The following is a 17,382-nucleotide window of genomic DNA, read 5'->3' as shown; positions in this document are numbered from 1 at the left end:
TTGTTATGGGCACAGATAACACAGTGTAGGAGCTGGCTTGCTGGCGATTACGTTCGGGCAGCCACATTGATGCCGCCAGATACGCCTCTATCGCCAGCAAGCCGGCTCCTACAAGGGTTGGGTTGGCTCGCTAAAATGGCGGCGAGCACAATCCACTGTAGGAGCGCGCTTGCCCGCGATGCGTGAGTCCAGACGACACGTCTGTGACTGAAAGGTCGCAAGCGCGCTCCTACAGCATGTTGCGAACTTATCCTTGCGCTGCCAGCGCCTGATCCAACGCCACGCCAGCGCCCATCAAGCCCGGGTACTCGGCCGTCACCAGCCACACCGGCACATCCTTGAAGTAATCCTTCATCAGGCCTTTTTCTGCCAGGGCCTTGTTAAACCCGCTCTGCATGAAAAAGTCGACGAATCGCGGAATCACACCGCCTGCGATATAAACGCCACCACGGCCGCCGACGGTCAACACATTGTTGCCCGCGACACGGCCGAGAAATACGCAGAACTGTTCGAGCACGGCACTCGCCACAGGGTCACCCTTGATCGCCGCCGAGGTGATCGCCGCTGGCGACTTCAACACCGGCTCGACTTCGTCCAGCGCACAGCTGACCTGATACAGCAGCAACAGACCGGCACCGCTCAAAATGGTTTCGGCACTCACATGTTCATGCTCGGCCATCAGCCGCATCCACAACATGGCCTCGCGCGGATTGCCGATCGGCAGGTCGACATGGCCGCCCTCGCCCGGCACTGCGGTCCAGTGGCTTTCGCCGGTGCGGATCAAGGTGCCGACACCCAGGCCGGTGCCCGGACCGATCACCACGCGGGCACCTTTCGGATCGCCCTTGCCGTGACGCACGGTCAGGTACTCGTCGTCACGCAGCCGGGTCATGCCCAGGGCCATGGCCGTGAAGTCGTTGACCATGATCAGGTTGTCGATCTTGAGCGCCGCGCAGAACGCCTGCCGGTTGATCTTCCAGTGGCTGTTGGTGAAGTGGAAATCGTCACCGGTCACAGGCCCGGCGACCGCCAGGCAGATCGAGCCGACATCCCCCAGTTGCAATTCCAGGTCCTGCAGATAAACCAGCAAGGCCTTCTCGGGACTGGCGTAATCGACCGTCGGAAACACCCGGACCGAATGCAACTGGTCGTCTTCCCAAATGGCAAAACGAGCATTTGTGCCGCCGATATCACCCACCATCGCCAATGTCACTTGAGCGTCTCCAGATTCGAAGTAAAGGCGCTGGCGCCCTTCTCTGCCGAGCTGAAGGCCATGCGCATGAAACCGAACAGCTCGCGACCGGTGCCCACGTTGTGGGACAGTCGACCGATTGCCGGCTCTCTGGCGGCCAATTCTGCCGGTTCGACCAGAACTTGCAATGTCCCTTTCACGCCATCTACCCGAATGAGGTCCCCATCACGCACAAGTGCCAATGGGCCACCATCGGAGGCTTCGGGGCACACGTGGATCGCGGCCGGGATTTTGCCCGAGGCGCCGGACATGCGACCGTCAGTGATCAGCGCGACCTTGAAGCCGCGATCCTGCAGCACGCCGAGGAACGGCGTCATCTTATGCAGCTCTGGCATACCGTTGGAGCGTGGCCCCTGAAAACGCATGACCGCGACGAAGTCACACTCCAGCTCGCCAGCCTTGAACGCGTCGGCCAGGTCCTGCTGATCTTCGAACACTTTGGCAGGTGCTTCGACGATCTGATGCTCCAGCGCAACGGCCGACACTTTCATCACGCCGCGCCCCAGGTTGCCTTCCATCACGCGCAGGCCGCCCTCCGGCGAGAACGGACGGGCGATCGGGCGAAGGATGTTTTCGTCCAGGCTTTCGATCGGGCCGTCGCGCCACACCAGTTTGCCGTCATCGAGGAACGGCTCCTGGGTGTAACGACGCAGGCCGCGACCGACCACGGTGTTGACGTCTTCGTGCAACAGCCCGGCATCGAGCAGTTCGCGGATCAGGAACGACATGCCGCCTGCCGCCTGGAAGTGGTTGATGTCGGCTTTGCCGTTTGGATAGACGTGGCTCAGGGTCGGCACGACCTCGGACAAGTCCGCCATGTCCTGCCAGGTCAGCTGAATGCCCGCGCATTGAGCGATGGCCGGCATGTGCAGCGTGTGGTTGGTGGAACCACCCGTCGCGTGCAGGGCAACAATCGAGTTGACCAGCGAACGCTCGTCCACAATCTCACCCAGTGGAATGAATTCGCCGCTTTGTTTGGTCAGACGCGTCACCTGATACGCCGCCTCGCGGGTCAGGGCATCACGCAGCGGTGTGTAAGGATTGACGAAGGAGGCGCCCGGCAAGTGCAGCCCCATGACTTCCATCAACAGCTGGTTGGTGTTCGCGGTGCCGTAGAAGGTGCAGGTGCCCGGGCCGTGGTAGGACTTCATTTCCGAGTCCAGCAGCTCTTCACGGGTGGCCTTGCCTTCGGCATACCGCTGGCGCACGTCGGCTTTTTCCTTGTTGGATATGCCCGAGACCATCGGACCGCCAGGGACGAAGATCGTCGGCAGGTGACCAAAGCGCAGGGACCCCATCAGCAGGCCCGGCACGATTTTGTCGCAGATGCCCAGCATCAACGCCGCGTCGAACATGTTGTGGGACAGCGCGACTGCCGTTGCCATCGCAATGACTTCTCGACTGGCGATACTCAGTTCCATGCCCGGCTCGCCCTGGGTCACGCCGTCGCACATGGCCGGCACGCCGCCCGCGAACTGACCGACCGAGCCGATTTCACGCAGGGCCTTTTTGATCTGTTCCGGGAAGTGTTCGTAGGGCTGATGCGCCGACAGCATGTCGTTGTACGAAGACACGATGGCCACGTTGGCCGCATTCATCATGCGCAGGCTGTTTTTGTCTTCGGTGCCACAGGCCGCAACGCCATGCGCAAAGTTTGCGCATTGCAGCTTGCCACGCATAGGACCGTCGCTCGCCGCGCCCCGGATCAATTGCAGATAGCGCTGACGGGTTTCACGGCTGCGAGCAATCAGCCGTTCGGTTACCTCAAGGACGCGGGGATGCATTGTCATGAACTCCAGGCTAGCGGATGTGGTCACCCGTTCAGGCGCTTACAAAAAACCGTCGTGGAATCATGCCCCCAATGAAACGCTTCAGCAAAGGCTTTGATTTTCAGACAGTTGTGATGGCCTGACGGGTTTCTATTTGTAGATAAAACAAAATACTGCCACTAAAAAGGCTTGTTTTCTATTTTTATGAGAATAATCTTGTAATTCCAACAACAAATTCACTGAGGACGGGTGTATGACTCTCCGCATCGCAATCAATGGCTTTGGCCGAATCGGCCGCAACGTCCTACGCGCACTCTATACCCAAGGCTATCGTCAGGACCTGCAGGTCGTCGCCATCAACGATCTGGGCGACAGCGAGATCAACGCCCACCTTCTCAAATACGACACCGTGCATGGACAGTTCGACGGGACCGTGGAGCACGACAAGGAAAGCCTGACCGTCAATGGTGACCGTATTTCGGTCAGCGCCATCCGCAACCCGGCCGAGCTGCCGTGGAAGTCCGAGAACATTGACGTGGTGTTCGAATGCACCGGTCTGTTCACCGACCGCAACAAGGCCGCGGCCCACATCACCGCAGGCGCCAAGAAGGTCATCATCTCCGCGCCCGCCAAAGGCGCCGACGCCACCGTGGTCTACGGCGTCAACCACGATGTGCTGCGTCAGTCGCACCAGGTGATTTCCAACGCGTCCTGCACCACCAACTGCCTGGCGCCGGTGGCACAGGTATTGAACCGTGAGCTGGGCATCGAAAGCGGTCTGATGACCACGATTCACGCCTACACCAACGACCAGAACCTAATCGACGTCTACCACACCGACCCGTACCGCGCGCGTTCGGCGACCCAGTCGATGATCCCGAGCAAGACCGGCGCGGCCGAAGCCGTGGGTCTGGTGCTGCCTGAACTGGCCGGCAAGCTGACCGGCATGGCGGTACGCGTACCGGTGATCAACGTATCGCTGGTCGACCTGACCATTCAGCTGAAGCGCGATGCAACGGCCGATGAGGTCAACGCGATCATGAAGGAAGCGGCGCAACACTCGAAAATCCTGGGTTACAACACCCTGCCGCTGGTTTCTCACGACTTTAACCACAACCCGCTGTCATCGATCTTCGACGCCAACCACACCAAAGTCAGCGGTCGCCTGCTGAAGGTGCTGGCCTGGTATGACAACGAATGGGGTTTCTCCAACCGCATGCTCGACAACTGCCTGGCGTTGATGAACGCCGAGTAAACACTCCGGCATGGCCCTTTGTAGGAGCGCGCTTGCCCGCGAATGCGGTGGGTCAGGTTCATGTCTGGTGACTGACACACTGCAATCGTCCGGATGCGGCCCAGACCAAGCGCGCTCCTACAGGTATGGCCGCGCTAACCGCAGCTGCATGCCGAACCGAGATGTCTTGTGGGAGCGAGCTTGCTCGCGAATGCTGAAGTCCAGTCACAGCAAATGTGCAGGATGTTTCGGCCTCTTCGTCCGGATGCGGTCCAGAGCAAGCGCGCTCCCACAATAGACAGCCTCGCCGTACTTGCCTTTACATTTTCTTTGCAACTTTCCACCTTGCCAATAAAGCAGATGATAAGCATTATCATTCACTGGATTTCTGGTCGGGTGTCCCCGTGAGTCAGTCTCACTTCAATGATGTTTTTCTCGCACGACGAACGATCCTGCTGCGCACCCTGCAGCGCATGGTCCGCAACCCCAGCACCGCCGAAGACTTGCTGCAGGAAACCTACCTGCGCGTGACCCGTGCGCTGGGTGAACGCGCGATCGCCCACCTTGAGCCGTTCGTTTTCCAGACCGCGCGCAATCTGGCGCTGGATCACTTGCGCGCCCACCGAATCCATTCGCGCACCATCGTCGACGACGCGCCGATTGCCGACATCCATAACGTGGTCGCACCCGACCCTGCCCTGGAGGATGCTGCCCACGCCAATCGTCTGCTGGAAGGCCTGAGCGCCAGCCTGGAAAAACTAACGCCCAGGCAGCAGAAAATCTTCACACTCAGTCGCCTTCAGGGCGCCAGTTACCTGGAGATCGCCGAGCAGTTGGGCGTGTCGGCCAGCACTGTGCAAAAGGAACTCAAGCTGATCATGGCGATTTGCGTCGGTGTCGCAGCCCGACTCGAGCGCTGATGAGAGCGGCTTGATCCATACCATAAGAAACCCGGCGGACCGTCAGCGGCTGTAAGCGCTAAACTTCCGCCCCAAACCGTGTACCCGAGGACGCTCCTTGACGGACTCTCACTCACCTGGCCCCGGTCAGGCGGCCGACGTGCCGAATGACCGCGCCATGGATCAAGCCCTGAACTGGCTGATCGAACTGGACGATGCCAACGTGCAGCAGCACGCCCGTTTTCAGGCGTGGCTGGCGGCCGACCCTGCGCACCGCGAGGCCTTCGCCCAGGCCGAGGCGGTCTGGAATTCGCAGCCCGTGCTGGAAGCGGCCGTTCAGCTGGCTGCACCCAAAAAGCCTTCGAGGCTGCGCCGCCTGCGCCCACATTGGGTGCCCTTGGCCACTGCGGCGGCGTTGTTGCTGGGGCTATTCAATTTCAGCGACCTGCCCTTGCGATTCAAAGCTGACCACTTGACCGTCGCCGGAGAGCGCCAGCGGCTGGAGCTTTCGGACGGTTCGAAGGTGCTACTCAATACCCGATCCGCGTTCTCCAGCGAACTGGATGACCGCCAACGCATCGCGCGTCTGTATCAAGGTGAAGCCTTCTTCGAAGTTCCGACCGCCAAGGGTTTGCCACTGGAAGTCGAAGCCGGTCCGGTGCGCATGAGCGCCAGCAGCACCGCATTCGCCGTCCGCTACCTGGACGGCGTGGCGCAGATTCAGGTCGAGCGCGGCGCGGTGAACGTGCAGGCGACCCAAGGCCAGTCTCAAGTGAGTCTTGGCGCCGGGGACAGCCTGCGGGTCGGGCCAGACGGCGTTGGCCATCGTGAAAAAACCGACCCGAACAAGGATCTGGCCTGGATTCAGGGACGATTGATCTTCGATAACTGCCCGATGAGCGAAGTCCTGGCCGAGTTAAGGCGCTATTACCCGGGCTGGATCGTCAGCGCCAACACCCGACTGGATCAGGTCGCCGTGACCGGCAATTACCGCCTGGACAACCCGATCGACGTGGTGCGCTCACTGGCGCAGATCACTTCGGCACGCCTGCACGAGCTGCCTGCGCTGGTCATTCTGAACTGAGGACAATTATTTTTACGCGATAGCCGTTCGTCGTACGTCTCGTTATAGCCAATGCAAGTGATTCCTATTAACAAAGCACTTGCCAACACTATAAAGACCCGCATGACAGGGAGCGCTATCGATGCCGTCCACGTTCACCCCCGCCACACCCGACTCACCGCGAACCACCCGCCATTTCACCCTCTCGCTGCTGACCGTCGCGGTGTTCACCGCGGGTCTTCACAGCGCGCCCATTGCCGCCGCCGAACAACCGGCACGCGTGGCGGGCAGCTACCCGTTCTCGATCAATCAGCAACCGCTGGTGTCGGCGCTGAACGAATTCAGCAAGATCACGGGCTGGCAGGTCGGCATGGCGTCGGATCTGGCGCAGAACGTGACGTCGCCCGGCGTCAGCGGCACGATGTCCGCAGAAAAAGCGCTGGATCGTCTGCTCGTGGGGAGCAACCTGAACTATCGCAGCCTGGGCAATAACAACGTCGTGCTGGAAAAACGCAGCAGCACCGGCGCCCTGGCGCTGGAGCAAGTGACGGTCAGCGCCACGCGTCAGGCGCAATCGGTGGACTCGGTGCCCAGCACGGTCACGGTGCACGACCGCAAAGCACTGGATCGGCAGAACGTGAACACCATTCGTGATCTGGTGCGCTATGAACCCGGGGTTTCCGTGGGCGGCGCGGGCCAACGTGCGGGCACCAGCGGCTACAACATCCGCGGCATCGACGGCGACCGGATCCTCACGCAGGTCGACGGCGTCGAAGTGCCCGACAACTATTTCTCCGGCCCTTACGCCAACACCCATCGCAACTACGTCGACCCGGAAATCATCAAGCGCGTCGAAATCCTGCGCGGCCCTGCCTCTGCCTTGTACGGCAGCAGCGCGATCGGTGGTGCGGTCAGCTACTACACGCTCGACCCGGAAGACATCATCAAGCCGGGCAAAGACGTCGGTGCTCGCCTGAAAACCGGCTACAGCTCAGCGGACGACAGCTGGTTGAACTCAGCGACGGTGGCAGGCCGTGAAGGCGATTTCGACGGCTTGCTGCACGTCAGCCAGCGCAATGGCCGCGAAACCGAATCCTATGGCGAACACGGCGGCACTGGCCTGAGTCGCACGGCCGCCAACCCGGAAGACGTTCGTGCGACCAACGTGCTGGCCAAGCTGGGCTGGAACTATGGCGACAACGACCGGCTGGCGTTCACCTACGAGAAGTACAAGGACGACACGCACACCAATCAGAAAAGCGCGGTGGGCGGGCCGTTCACAGGTGGCCGTGGGTTCGGTTTCTACCGAGGACGCGAAGGCAACGACGTCATCACCCGTGAACGTTTCGGTCTGGAAAACACCTTCGCGCTGGACAGCCTGCTGGTCGACAACGTCAAGTGGAGCCTGAATTACCAGATCGCCAAAACCGACCAGAACACCATCGAGCGGTATGTGCCGGGCAGCCGCGATGTCTGGCGTACGCGCGATACCACCTACAAAGAGCGCCAGCGGATCTTCGATGCCCAACTGGACAAGGCTTTCAGCATCGCCGACACCGAGCACCTGCTGACCTACGGCACCACGCTCAAACAACAGAAAGTCACCGGCGAACGCAGCGGCACCGCCACCTGCGCCGCCGTGCTTGGCACATGCCGTACCATCGGAGCGACGAGCCCGACGGCGTCCGACAGCCTGGCGCCGAACAGCGACTTCCCGGACCCGACGATCAACACCTACGCACTGTTCGCCCAGGATCAGATCAAATGGGGCGACTGGACCTTCATGCCGGGCGCACGTTACGACTACACCACGCTCAACCCGCACGCCACCGACGAGTTCCTGCGCGCCGTCAGCCTGACCAGCCAGGACCAGTTCAACGATAAAGAGAAGAAATGGCATCGCCTGTCGCCCAAGCTGGGCGTGACGTACGCGATCGACGACGCCTACACCTGGTACGGCCAATACGCCGAAGGCTTCCGCACACCGAGCGCCAAGGCGCTGTATGGCCGCTTCGAGAACCTGAATACCGGTTACATCGTCGAGCCTAACCCGAACCTTGAGCCGGAGAAGAGCAAGAGCTACGAAACCGGTCTGCGTGGGCGTTTCGACGAGGGCTCGTTCGACGTGGCAGTGTTCTACAACAAATACCGCGACTTCATTAATGAAGACGCCATTCAACCGGCGACCTCGACCGAAGCGGTGTTCCAGTCCAACAACATCAAGCACGCCACGATCAAAGGCGTGGAGCTTAAAGGTCGCCTGAACCTGGACAGCTTCGGCGCACCTGAAGGCCTCTATACCCAAGGCTCGTTGGCCTACCTGTACGGCCGCAATGACGACACCGGCCAGCCGATCAACAGCATCAACCCGCTGACCGGCGTGTTCGGTCTGGGTTATGACCACGACAACTACGGCGGCTTGCTGAGCTGGACCTTGGTCAAGCGCAAGACCCGGGTGGACGACACCAACTTCCATGCACCGGACGGTTCGTCGACTCAGTTCAAGACACCCGGCTTTGGTGTGCTGGACCTGACCGGCTTCTACAAAGTGACCGACGACGTGACGGTCAGCGGAGGCCTGTACAACCTGGCCGACAAGAAATACTGGCAGTGGGAGGACGTGCGCGGCTACGACGGCGTCGGTGAAGCGGGCGTAACCGCGCCCGCCAGCCTGGACCGCCTGACCGAGCCGGGGCGCAACGTCGCGATCAATCTGGTGTGGGATATCTAACCCCGTTGGTCACGCACCTGTAGGAGCGCGCTTGCCCGCGAATGCTGAAGTCCAGGCACCGCAAATGTGCCGGATGTACCGGCCTCTTCGCGGGCAAGCGCGCTCCTACAAAAGCAACTGCCGTGTTTTTTTACGTTTTTGCACGCACTCACTCGTCTCGTTAACAAACGCCTTTTTTCCAAGGAAGACACATGCCCCAAGCCCCGATTCGTCGCTCCCAGCGTCTGAACCAGATCACCCACGCCCCGCATGAGCAGCTGGACAAGGCAGTCAAAGCCAACGCGCCGTTCGAAACACTGGCCAGTTACACCCGCTTTCTGAGCGCGCAATATCTGTTTCAGCAGGAGCTCAAGGCGCTCTACACCGATCACCAACTGATCGGACTCATCGCCGACCTCCCCGAGCGTTGCCGTGCGGAACAGGCAAAGGCCGACCTGAATGACCTGAGCACGCCGATTCCCGGCCCTGTCGCCGGCGCGGTCCTCCATCCTCCGCTGGCCGAAGCCTTGGGCTGGCTGTTTGTGTCGGAAGGCTCGAAGCTGGGTGCGGCATTCCTGATCAAACGCGCCGTGGCGCTCAATCTCAGCGAAACTTTTGGCGCTCGTCATCTGGGTGAGCCCGCCGGTGGCCGGGCCGACGGCTGGAAACGCTTCATCCGCCTCCTCGACGATCTGCCGTTTACCGAGGAGCAGGAACGCCAGATCGACACAGGCGCCGTCGCGGCGTTCGAACGTTTCAACGTGCTGCTGGAGCACGCCTATACGTCGGCTGCCCAACCCCAACCCGCCTGAACGCACGCCTTTTGCGCCCTGCGCTGTTAAGCTGGGCGCCTTTTCGAGGAGTGTTATCCCTCGACGCACTTCTTTATCCGGCAGCACCCGAGACTCATGACCAGTCACCCCCAAGGCAGCAAACTGTCCCGTATCCTCTTTGGCATCCTGGCCTACGTCAGCCTCGCCATCGGCATCATCGCGATTTTCATTCCAGGGTTGCCCACCACCGAATTCATCCTGTTGGCTGCTTGGGCCGCGACCAAAAGCTCGCCGCGTTTAAGCGCCTGGCTGGAAAACCACCGCCTGTTCGGCCCCATGTTGAGCAACTGGCGTAACGGCAAGCTCATCGCACGCCGCGCGAAAATCAGCGCGACCGTCACCATGCTGATTTGCGCCGTCATGATGCTGGTGGTGCTCAAACACAACTGGTGGATTTACTTCGCGGTGGCCGGCATGGTGCTGGTCAACCTGTGGATCTGGTCCCGGCCGGAACCGGGTACACAGAACGCTGAATGCCCGGAGTCCACCGGTCAGCGCTGAACCCATGCCTTGGCAGACGGTCTGCTCTTTACTGTCATTGATTTCTGAAGGAGCAGTCACATGTTCGAGCCAGGTCATCTGCACATCGCCCGCCCCGCGTTACAGCCCGACGATGTCGGTTACGACATTCATCTGCGCTACGAAGTCAGCCAGACCGATTCGGATGCCGGCATGCACTTCACGATGGACGGCGACATCAACGGCAAGCCGTTCAATGAAACCTTCGACCTGCCCAAGGATTTGGCGTACAACTTTGCCAGCGAGGCCTCACGCATCGCCGAAAAGCACGGCCTGCCAAAAGACACTGACCTCCATGCGATGGGCGGCCAGTACGACGCCATGTTCGAAGACATCCGCGACAAACTCGACCTCAAGTCGGGCGATGCGGTGAAGCCGGAGCATCTGGAGTAATTCACACGGTCCTGTAGGAGCGCGTTCAAGGAAGCCCGCGAGATTTACTGGCATAATCGCCCCCGTCTTTCGCCTGAATCTCTCCGCCCCCATGCGCATCCACGTTACGTTCATCGACCGCGTCGGCATCACCCAGGAAGTTCTGGCGATCCTCGGCGGGCGGAATCTGAACCTCGATGCGGTGGAAATGGTGCCGCCCAACGTCTATATCGACGCACCGACCCTGAGCCACGACGTCCTCGAAGAGCTCAAGGACCGGCTGTTTCGCGTGCGCGGCGTAGAAGCGATCACCGTGGTCGACATCCTTCCCGGTCAGCGCCGCCACCTGCAGCTGGATGCCCTGCTTGCGGCGATGACCGACCCGGTGCTGGCGCTCGACAGTGCCGGCCATGTACTGCTGGCCAACCCGGCCCTTGTGGCGTTGTACGGCAGAGAACCCGCGGGCGAGTCAATCGGCGAACTGTTCTCCGACCCCGCCCTGCAAACCGCCTTGCTTGAAAACGGCTTTCGGTTGCCCCTGCGCGAGGTCACGTTGAATGGCGAAGCCCTGCTGCTGGATGCCACGCCGATCACTGACGCAGGCGCCCTGCTCACGCTGTACCTGCCCAGTCGCATCGGCGAGCGATTGTCGGCATTGCACCACGATCACGCCGAAGGCTTTGATGCGTTGCTGGGCGATTCCGCACCGATCCGCACGCTGAAAGCCCGCGCCCAACGCGTCGCCGCACTCGACGCGCCGTTGCTGATTCAGGGCGAAACCGGCACCGGTAAAGAGCTGGTCGCCCGCGCCTGTCACGCCGTCAGCGCTCGTAACGGCGCACCGTTTCTGGCGCTCAACTGCGCGGCGCTGCCGGAAAACCTCGCGGAAAGCGAACTCTTCGGCTACGCGCCCGGCGCCTTTACCGGCGCGCAACGGGGCGGCAAGCCCGGGTTGATGGAGCTCGCCAACCAAGGCACGGTGTTTCTCGACGAGATCGGCGAGATGTCGCCGTACTTGCAGGCCAAGCTGCTCAGATTCCTGAACGACGGTAGCTTTCGTCGCGTCGGCGGCGACAAGGAAGTGAAGGTCAACGTGCGCATCCTCAGCGCGACCCATCGCGACCTGGAAAAAATGGTCGCCGAAGGCACCTTCCGTGAAGACCTGTTCTATCGCCTGAATGTACTGAACCTTGAGGTCCCGCCGCTGCGAGCGCGCGGCCAGGACATCCTGTTGCTGGCGCGCTACTTCATGGAACAGGCCTGCACCCAGATTCAGCGCCCGGTGTGTCGCCTCGCGCCAGGCACTTACCCTGCCCTGCTCGGCAACCGCTGGCCGGGCAACGTGCGGCAACTGCAGAACGTGATCTTTCGGGCGGCCGCGATCTGCGAACGCTCGCTGGTGGACATTGGTGATCTCGACATCGCGGGCACTTCAGTGGCCCGCGAAAACGACGGTGAAATCGAAAGCCTGGAAGCCGCCGTCGAAGACTTCGAAAAATCGCTGCTGGAAAAGCTCTACAGCCATTACCCCTCGACCCGCCAACTCGCCGCCCGCTTGCAGACGTCCCACACAGCCATTGCCCATCGATTGCGCAAATACGGGATTTCAACGAAAAGCTGATCTGGCCAGCGGAATGAATTCGATACACCGGAACGATACCGTTACGACCTGCGCACGTCCCCATCCTACAAGGCGTTGATCACACAACACTTTTCAAACCCGGAATATCTGTAGCGATTTCGCTACACCCATCCCTTGCAAAAAATCCCGAAACCTGCCGAGACCCTTGATCTACGGCCTTCGAGCAACCTTGGCCGCAAACTTGCTATGCATCTGCCCATCACGCTCGCGCCATCGACGAGCGATTTTCCATTCAGGGGAGTTTTCATGAGCGATTTGCGTTTTACCGAAGATCACGAGTGGCTGCGTGCCGAAGCAGACGGCAGCGTCACGGTCGGCATCACGGCTTTCGCGCAGGACGCACTGGGTGACGTGGTTTTCGTACAACTCCCTGAGCTGCAGGCCTACGACAAAGGCGCCGAAGCCGCCACCGTTGAATCGGTGAAAGCCGCCAGCGGCGTCTACATGCCGCTCAACGGTGAAGTCGTCGAGGTCAACCCGGCGCTGGACGCCAACCCTGAGCTGGTCAACGAAGACCCGATGGGCCAGGGCTGGTTCTTCCGTTTCATCCCTTCCGACGCCGCCGCTGTCGGCCAACTGCTGGATCAGGACGCTTACGACCGCCTGATCAAAGCCAACGCCGAAGCCTGAGGAACGCGCAATGACTGACCGTATTGAATTGAGCACCGCCAACGAGTTCATCGCCCGTCACATCGGCCCCCGCGCCGACGACGAGAAAGCCATGCTCGCGACCCTGGGTTTTGATTCGCTGGAGGCCCTGAGCGCCAGCGTTATCCCGGAATCCATCAAAGGCACCAGCGTACTGGGCCTGTCTGCCGGTCAAAGCGAAGCTGACGCCCTGGCTGACATCAAAGCCATCGCCGGCAAGAACCAACTGTTCAAGACCTTTATCGGCCAGGGTTACTACAACACCCACACGCCGGCGCCGATCTTGCGCAACCTGTTGGAAAACCCGGCCTGGTACACCGCTTACACCCCGTATCAGCCAGAAATTTCCCAAGGTCGCCTGGAGTCGCTGCTGAACTTCCAGACGCTGATCAGCGACCTGACCGGCCTGCCGATCGCCAACGCGTCGCTGCTGGACGAAGCCACCGCCGCCGCCGAAGCCATGACCTTCTGCAAACGCCTGAGCAAGAACAAAGGCAGTCACAAATTCTTCGCCTCCGCGCATTGCCATCCACAGACCCTTGACGTGCTGCGTACCCGCGCCGAGCCGCTGGGCATTGAGGTGGTCGTGGCGGACGAAAGCCAACTGACCGACGTCAGCGAATTCTTCGGCGCCCTGCTGCAATACCCGGCGAGCAATGGCGACCTGTTCGACTATCGCGAACTGGTTGAACGCTTCCACGCCGCCAATGCCCTGGTGGCCGTCGCGGCCGATCTGCTGGCCCTGACCCTGCTAACGCCGCCGGGCGAGTTCGGCGCGGACGTCGCCATCGGCAGCGCGCAACGCTTCGGTGTGCCGCTGGGCTTCGGTGGACCGCACGCGGCTTATTTCTCCACCAAAGATGCCTACAAGCGTGACATGCCGGGCCGTCTGGTCGGTGTGTCCATCGACCGCTTCGGCAAGACCGCGCTGCGTCTGGCCATGCAGACCCGCGAACAACACATCCGTCGTGAGAAAGCGACCAGCAACATCTGCACCGCGCAGGTGCTGCTCGCCAACATCGCCAGCATGTACGCCGTTTACCACGGCCCGCGCGGCCTGACCCGCATCGCCAACCGCGTGCATCACCTGACCGCGATTCTCGCCCAAGGCCTGAGCCAGCTGGGTCTGGACGTCGAACAAGCCTTCTTCTTCGACAGCATCACGCTCAACACCGGCGCCAAAACCGCCGACCTGCATGCCAAGGCGCGCGCTCAGCAGATCAACCTACGTGAAGTCGACGCTCAACGTCTGGGCCTGTCGCTGGACGAGACCACTCAGCAAGCAGACGTCGAAACGCTGTGGACACTGTTCGCCGCCGAAGGCCAGGCCCTGCCTGACTTCGCCGCACTGGCCGCCAGCGTCGAAGCGCGCCTGCCTGCCGAATTGAAGCGCCAGTCGGCCATCCTCAGCCATCCGGTATTCAATCGTTACCACTCCGAAACCGAGCTGATGCGCTACCTGCGTCGCCTGGCTGACAAGGACCTGGCGCTGGACCGCACCATGATCCCGCTGGGCTCGTGCACCATGAAGCTCAACGCCGCCAGCGAAATGATCCCGGTCACCTGGGCCGAATTCGGCAACCTGCACCCGTTCGCGCCTGCAGAACAAAGCGCCGGCTACCAACAGCTGACCGACGAACTGGAAGCGATGCTCTGTGCTGCTACCGGTTACGACGCCATCTCCCTGCAACCGAACGCCGGCTCGCAAGGCGAGTATGCCGGTCTGCTGGCCATCCGTGCGTATCACCAGAGCCGTGGCGATGACCGCCGCGACATCTGCCTGATTCCGTCCTCCGCCCACGGCACCAACCCGGCCACCGCCAACATGGCCGGCATGCGCGTCGTGGTGACCGCGTGCGATGCGCGCGGCAACGTCGACATCGAGGACCTGCGCGCCAAAGCCATCGAGCACCGCGAACACCTCGCCGCCCTGATGATCACCTACCCGTCGACCCACGGCGTGTTCGAGGAAGGCATCCGCGAGATCTGCGGCATCGTCCACGACAACGGCGGTCAGGTTTACATCGACGGCGCCAACATGAACGCGATGGTCGGCCTGTGCGCACCGGGCAAATTCGGTGGTGACGTTTCTCACCTGAACCTGCACAAGACCTTCTGCATTCCACACGGCGGCGGCGGCCCGGGCGTTGGCCCGATCGGCGTGAAATCCCACCTGGCGCCGTTCCTGCCGGGCCACGGCAAGATGGAACGCAAGGAAGGCGCGGTCTGCGCGGCACCGTTCGGCAGCGCGAGCATCCTGCCGATCACCTGGATGTACATCCGCATGATGGGCGGCGAAGGCCTGAAACGCGCTTCGCAGTTGGCGATTCTCAACGCCAACTACATCTCCCGCCGTCTTGAAGAGCACTATCCTGTGCTGTACACCGGCAGCAGCAATCTGGTGGCGCACGAATGCATCCTCGACCTGCGTCCGCTGAAAGAAACCAGCGGCATCAGCGTCGATGACGTTGCCAAGCGCCTGATCGACTTCGGCTTCCATGCACCGACCATGTCGTTCCCGGTAGCGGGCACGCTGATGATCGAGCCGACCGAAAGCGAATCCAAAGAAGAACTGGACCGCTTCTGTGACGCGATGATCAAGATCCGCGAAGAAATCCGCGCGGTGGAAAGCGGCGCGCTGCATAAAGACGACAACCCGCTCAAAAATGCCCCGCACACGGCGGCCGAACTGGTCGGCGAGTGGAGCCACCCGTACAGCCGCGAGCAGGCGGTGTACCCGGTCGCTTCGCTGGTCGAAGGCAAATACTGGCCACCGGTCGGTCGCGTCGACAACGTGTTTGGTGACCGCAATCTGATCTGCGCGTGCCCGTCGATCGAAGATTACGCATAACCCGCAGTCCCGAGCGCTCCAATGTGTTTGCATAGAGCGCTCATCCCTGCAGGCGCCGGCTAGCTGGCGAATGCGTTCGGACAGACATCTCAAGGTTGTCTGACCTGACCCATTCGCCAGCAAGCCGGCTCCTACAGGGACCTTATTCATCACGATAATAAGAATTCCCCGGAGCCCAATCATGTCCCTGAGCGTGTTCGACCTGTTCAAGATAGGCATTGGTCCCTCCAGCTCTCACACCGTGGGCCCGATGCGTGCCGCCGCACGGTTCGTCGAAGGTCTGCGCCGTGACGACCTCCTTTCCACCACCGCCTGCGTCAAGGTCGAGCTTTACGGCTCGCTCGGCGCCACCGGCAAAGGCCACGGCAGCGACAAGGCCGTGTTGCTGGGCCTGGAAGGCGAACACCCGGACACCGTCGACACCGAACACGTCGCCGAACGCCTGCAGCGCATTCGCAGCAGCGAACGTATCAATCTGCTCGGCGAACACAGCATCACGTTCATCGAGAAGCAGCACCTGGCGATGATCCGCAAGCCACTGGCCTATCACCCCAACGGCATGATCTTCCGCGCCTTTGACGAAGCAGGCCTGCAGATTCGCAGCCGCGAGTACTACTCCGTCGGTGGCGGCTTTGTGGTGGACGAGGACGCGGCCGGTGCCGACCGCATCGTCGAGGACAGCACGCCGCTGCCCTACCCGTTCACGACCGGCAAAGCGTTGATGGCCCATTGCGCGAGCACGGGCCTGTCGGTCAGCCAGATCATGCTGGCGAACGAAACGGCCTGGCGCCCCGAAGCCGAAACCCGCGAAGGCCTGTTGAAGATCTGGCAGGTCATGCAGGACTGCGTCGAGGCAGGCTGTCGCAACGAAGGCATTCTGCCGGGTGGCCTGAAGGTCAAACGGCGTGCAGCAGCCCTGCACCGTCAGCTCTGCAAGAACCCGGAAGCGGCACTGCGCGATGCATTGTCGGTGCTGGACTGGGTCAACCTGTACGCCTTGGCAGTCAACGAAGAAAACGCCAATGGCGGACGCGTGGTGACAGCGCCCACCAACGGCGCGGCGGGGATCATCCCTGCGGTGTTGCATTACTACATGCGCTTCATCACCGGGGCCAACGAGGACGGCGTGATCCGTTTTCTGCTGACCGCTGCCGCCATCGGCATTCTTTATAAAGAGAATGCATCGATTTCAGGCGCGGAAGTCGGCTGTCAGGGCGAAGTCGGGGTGGCCTGCTCCATGGCGGCCGGCGCGCTCTGCGAGGTGCTGGGCGGCAACGTGCAGCAGGTGGAGAACGCTGCGGAAATCGGCATGGAGCACAACCTCGGACTGACCTGCGACCCGATTGGCGGCCTGGTTCAGGTGCCCTGCATCGAGCGCAACGCCATGGGCTCGGTCAAGGCCATCAATGCGGTGCGCATGGCCCTGCGCGGTGACGGACAGCATTTCGTCTCGCTGGACAAAGTCATTCGCACCATGCGCCAGACCGGCGCCGACATGAAAAGCAAATACAAGGAAACAGCCCGTGGCGGGCTGGCCGTGAACATTATCGAGTGCTGATATCAGCCTATATTCATCGCGCTACGCGCCCC

The 17,382-nt window shown here is 61.4% G+C and carries 13 protein-coding genes; 11 read left to right on the top strand and 2 right to left on the bottom strand.

What is annotated here, in order from left to right; translation table 11 throughout:
• Positions 1-247: 247 nt before the first annotated feature.
• Together BLS87_RS17275 and edd are read right to left on the bottom strand one after the other, a co-directional pair.
• Entirely contained in the window at positions 248-1,201 is a 954-nt protein-coding gene (locus tag BLS87_RS17275; protein WP_425262232.1) for a glucokinase, read from the bottom strand.
• Between the two features lie 8 nt (positions 1,202-1,209).
• Positions 1,210-3,036, bottom strand: coding sequence for a phosphogluconate dehydratase (edd, locus tag BLS87_RS17270; RefSeq protein ID WP_074753809.1), 1,827 nt, complete (start codon positions 3,034-3,036; stop codon positions 1,210-1,212).
• 238 nt (positions 3,037-3,274) lie between these two features.
• Here edd and gap point away from each other — a divergent pair, with 238 nt between their 5' ends.
• From gap to BLS87_RS17215, 11 genes are all read left to right on the top strand, one after another.
• A complete protein-coding gene (gap, locus tag BLS87_RS17265; RefSeq protein WP_074753807.1) occupies positions 3,275-4,276 on the top strand; it encodes a type I glyceraldehyde-3-phosphate dehydrogenase in 1,002 nt (333 codons plus the stop codon).
• Positions 4,277-4,659: 383 nt separating this feature from the next.
• Positions 4,660-5,175 (top strand): RNA polymerase sigma factor, encoded by a 516-nt coding sequence (locus tag BLS87_RS17260; protein WP_074753805.1) that lies wholly within the window; start codon positions 4,660-4,662, stop codon positions 5,173-5,175.
• 97 nt (positions 5,176-5,272) lie between these two features.
• Positions 5,273-6,238 carry a FecR family protein gene (locus BLS87_RS17255; protein WP_074753803.1) on the top strand — a complete coding sequence of 322 codons (966 nt, stop codon included), beginning with the start codon at positions 5,273-5,275 and terminating at the stop codon, positions 6,236-6,238.
• A 121-nt stretch (positions 6,239-6,359) separates the two neighbouring features.
• Positions 6,360-8,948 (top strand): TonB-dependent receptor, encoded by a 2,589-nt coding sequence (locus BLS87_RS17250; RefSeq protein WP_074753801.1) that lies wholly within the window; start codon positions 6,360-6,362, stop codon positions 8,946-8,948.
• Between the two features lie 191 nt (positions 8,949-9,139).
• Entirely contained in the window at positions 9,140-9,739 is a 600-nt protein-coding gene (locus BLS87_RS17245) for a biliverdin-producing heme oxygenase (RefSeq protein ID WP_074753799.1), read from the top strand.
• Positions 9,740-9,835: 96 nt separating this feature from the next.
• Entirely contained in the window at positions 9,836-10,261 is a 426-nt protein-coding gene (locus BLS87_RS17240; RefSeq protein WP_074753797.1) for a YbaN family protein, read from the top strand.
• Positions 10,262-10,321: 60 nt separating this feature from the next.
• Entirely contained in the window at positions 10,322-10,672 is a 351-nt protein-coding gene (locus BLS87_RS17235) for a DUF5064 family protein (RefSeq protein ID WP_074753795.1), read from the top strand.
• 91 nt (positions 10,673-10,763) lie between these two features.
• Positions 10,764-12,272 carry a sigma-54-dependent transcriptional regulator gene (locus tag BLS87_RS17230; RefSeq protein ID WP_074753793.1) on the top strand — a complete coding sequence of 503 codons (1,509 nt, stop codon included), beginning with the start codon at positions 10,764-10,766 and terminating at the stop codon, positions 12,270-12,272.
• 267 nt (positions 12,273-12,539) lie between these two features.
• Entirely contained in the window at positions 12,540-12,923 is a 384-nt protein-coding gene (gene gcvH, locus BLS87_RS17225; RefSeq protein ID WP_074753791.1) for a glycine cleavage system protein GcvH, read from the top strand.
• Positions 12,924-12,933: 10 nt separating this feature from the next.
• Entirely contained in the window at positions 12,934-15,792 is a 2,859-nt protein-coding gene (gcvP, locus tag BLS87_RS17220) for an aminomethyl-transferring glycine dehydrogenase (RefSeq protein WP_074753789.1), read from the top strand.
• A gap of 181 nt (positions 15,793-15,973) precedes the next feature.
• Positions 15,974-17,350, top strand: coding sequence for an L-serine ammonia-lyase (locus tag BLS87_RS17215; RefSeq protein WP_074753787.1), 1,377 nt, complete (start codon positions 15,974-15,976; stop codon positions 17,348-17,350).
• Positions 17,351-17,382 lie beyond the last annotated feature (32 nt).

It is taken from the genome of Pseudomonas abietaniphila (assembly GCF_900100795.1).
Taxonomy (GTDB): domain Bacteria; phylum Pseudomonadota; class Gammaproteobacteria; order Pseudomonadales; family Pseudomonadaceae; genus Aquipseudomonas; species Aquipseudomonas abietaniphila.
This window is presented reverse-complemented; position numbering and strand designations above follow the sequence as displayed.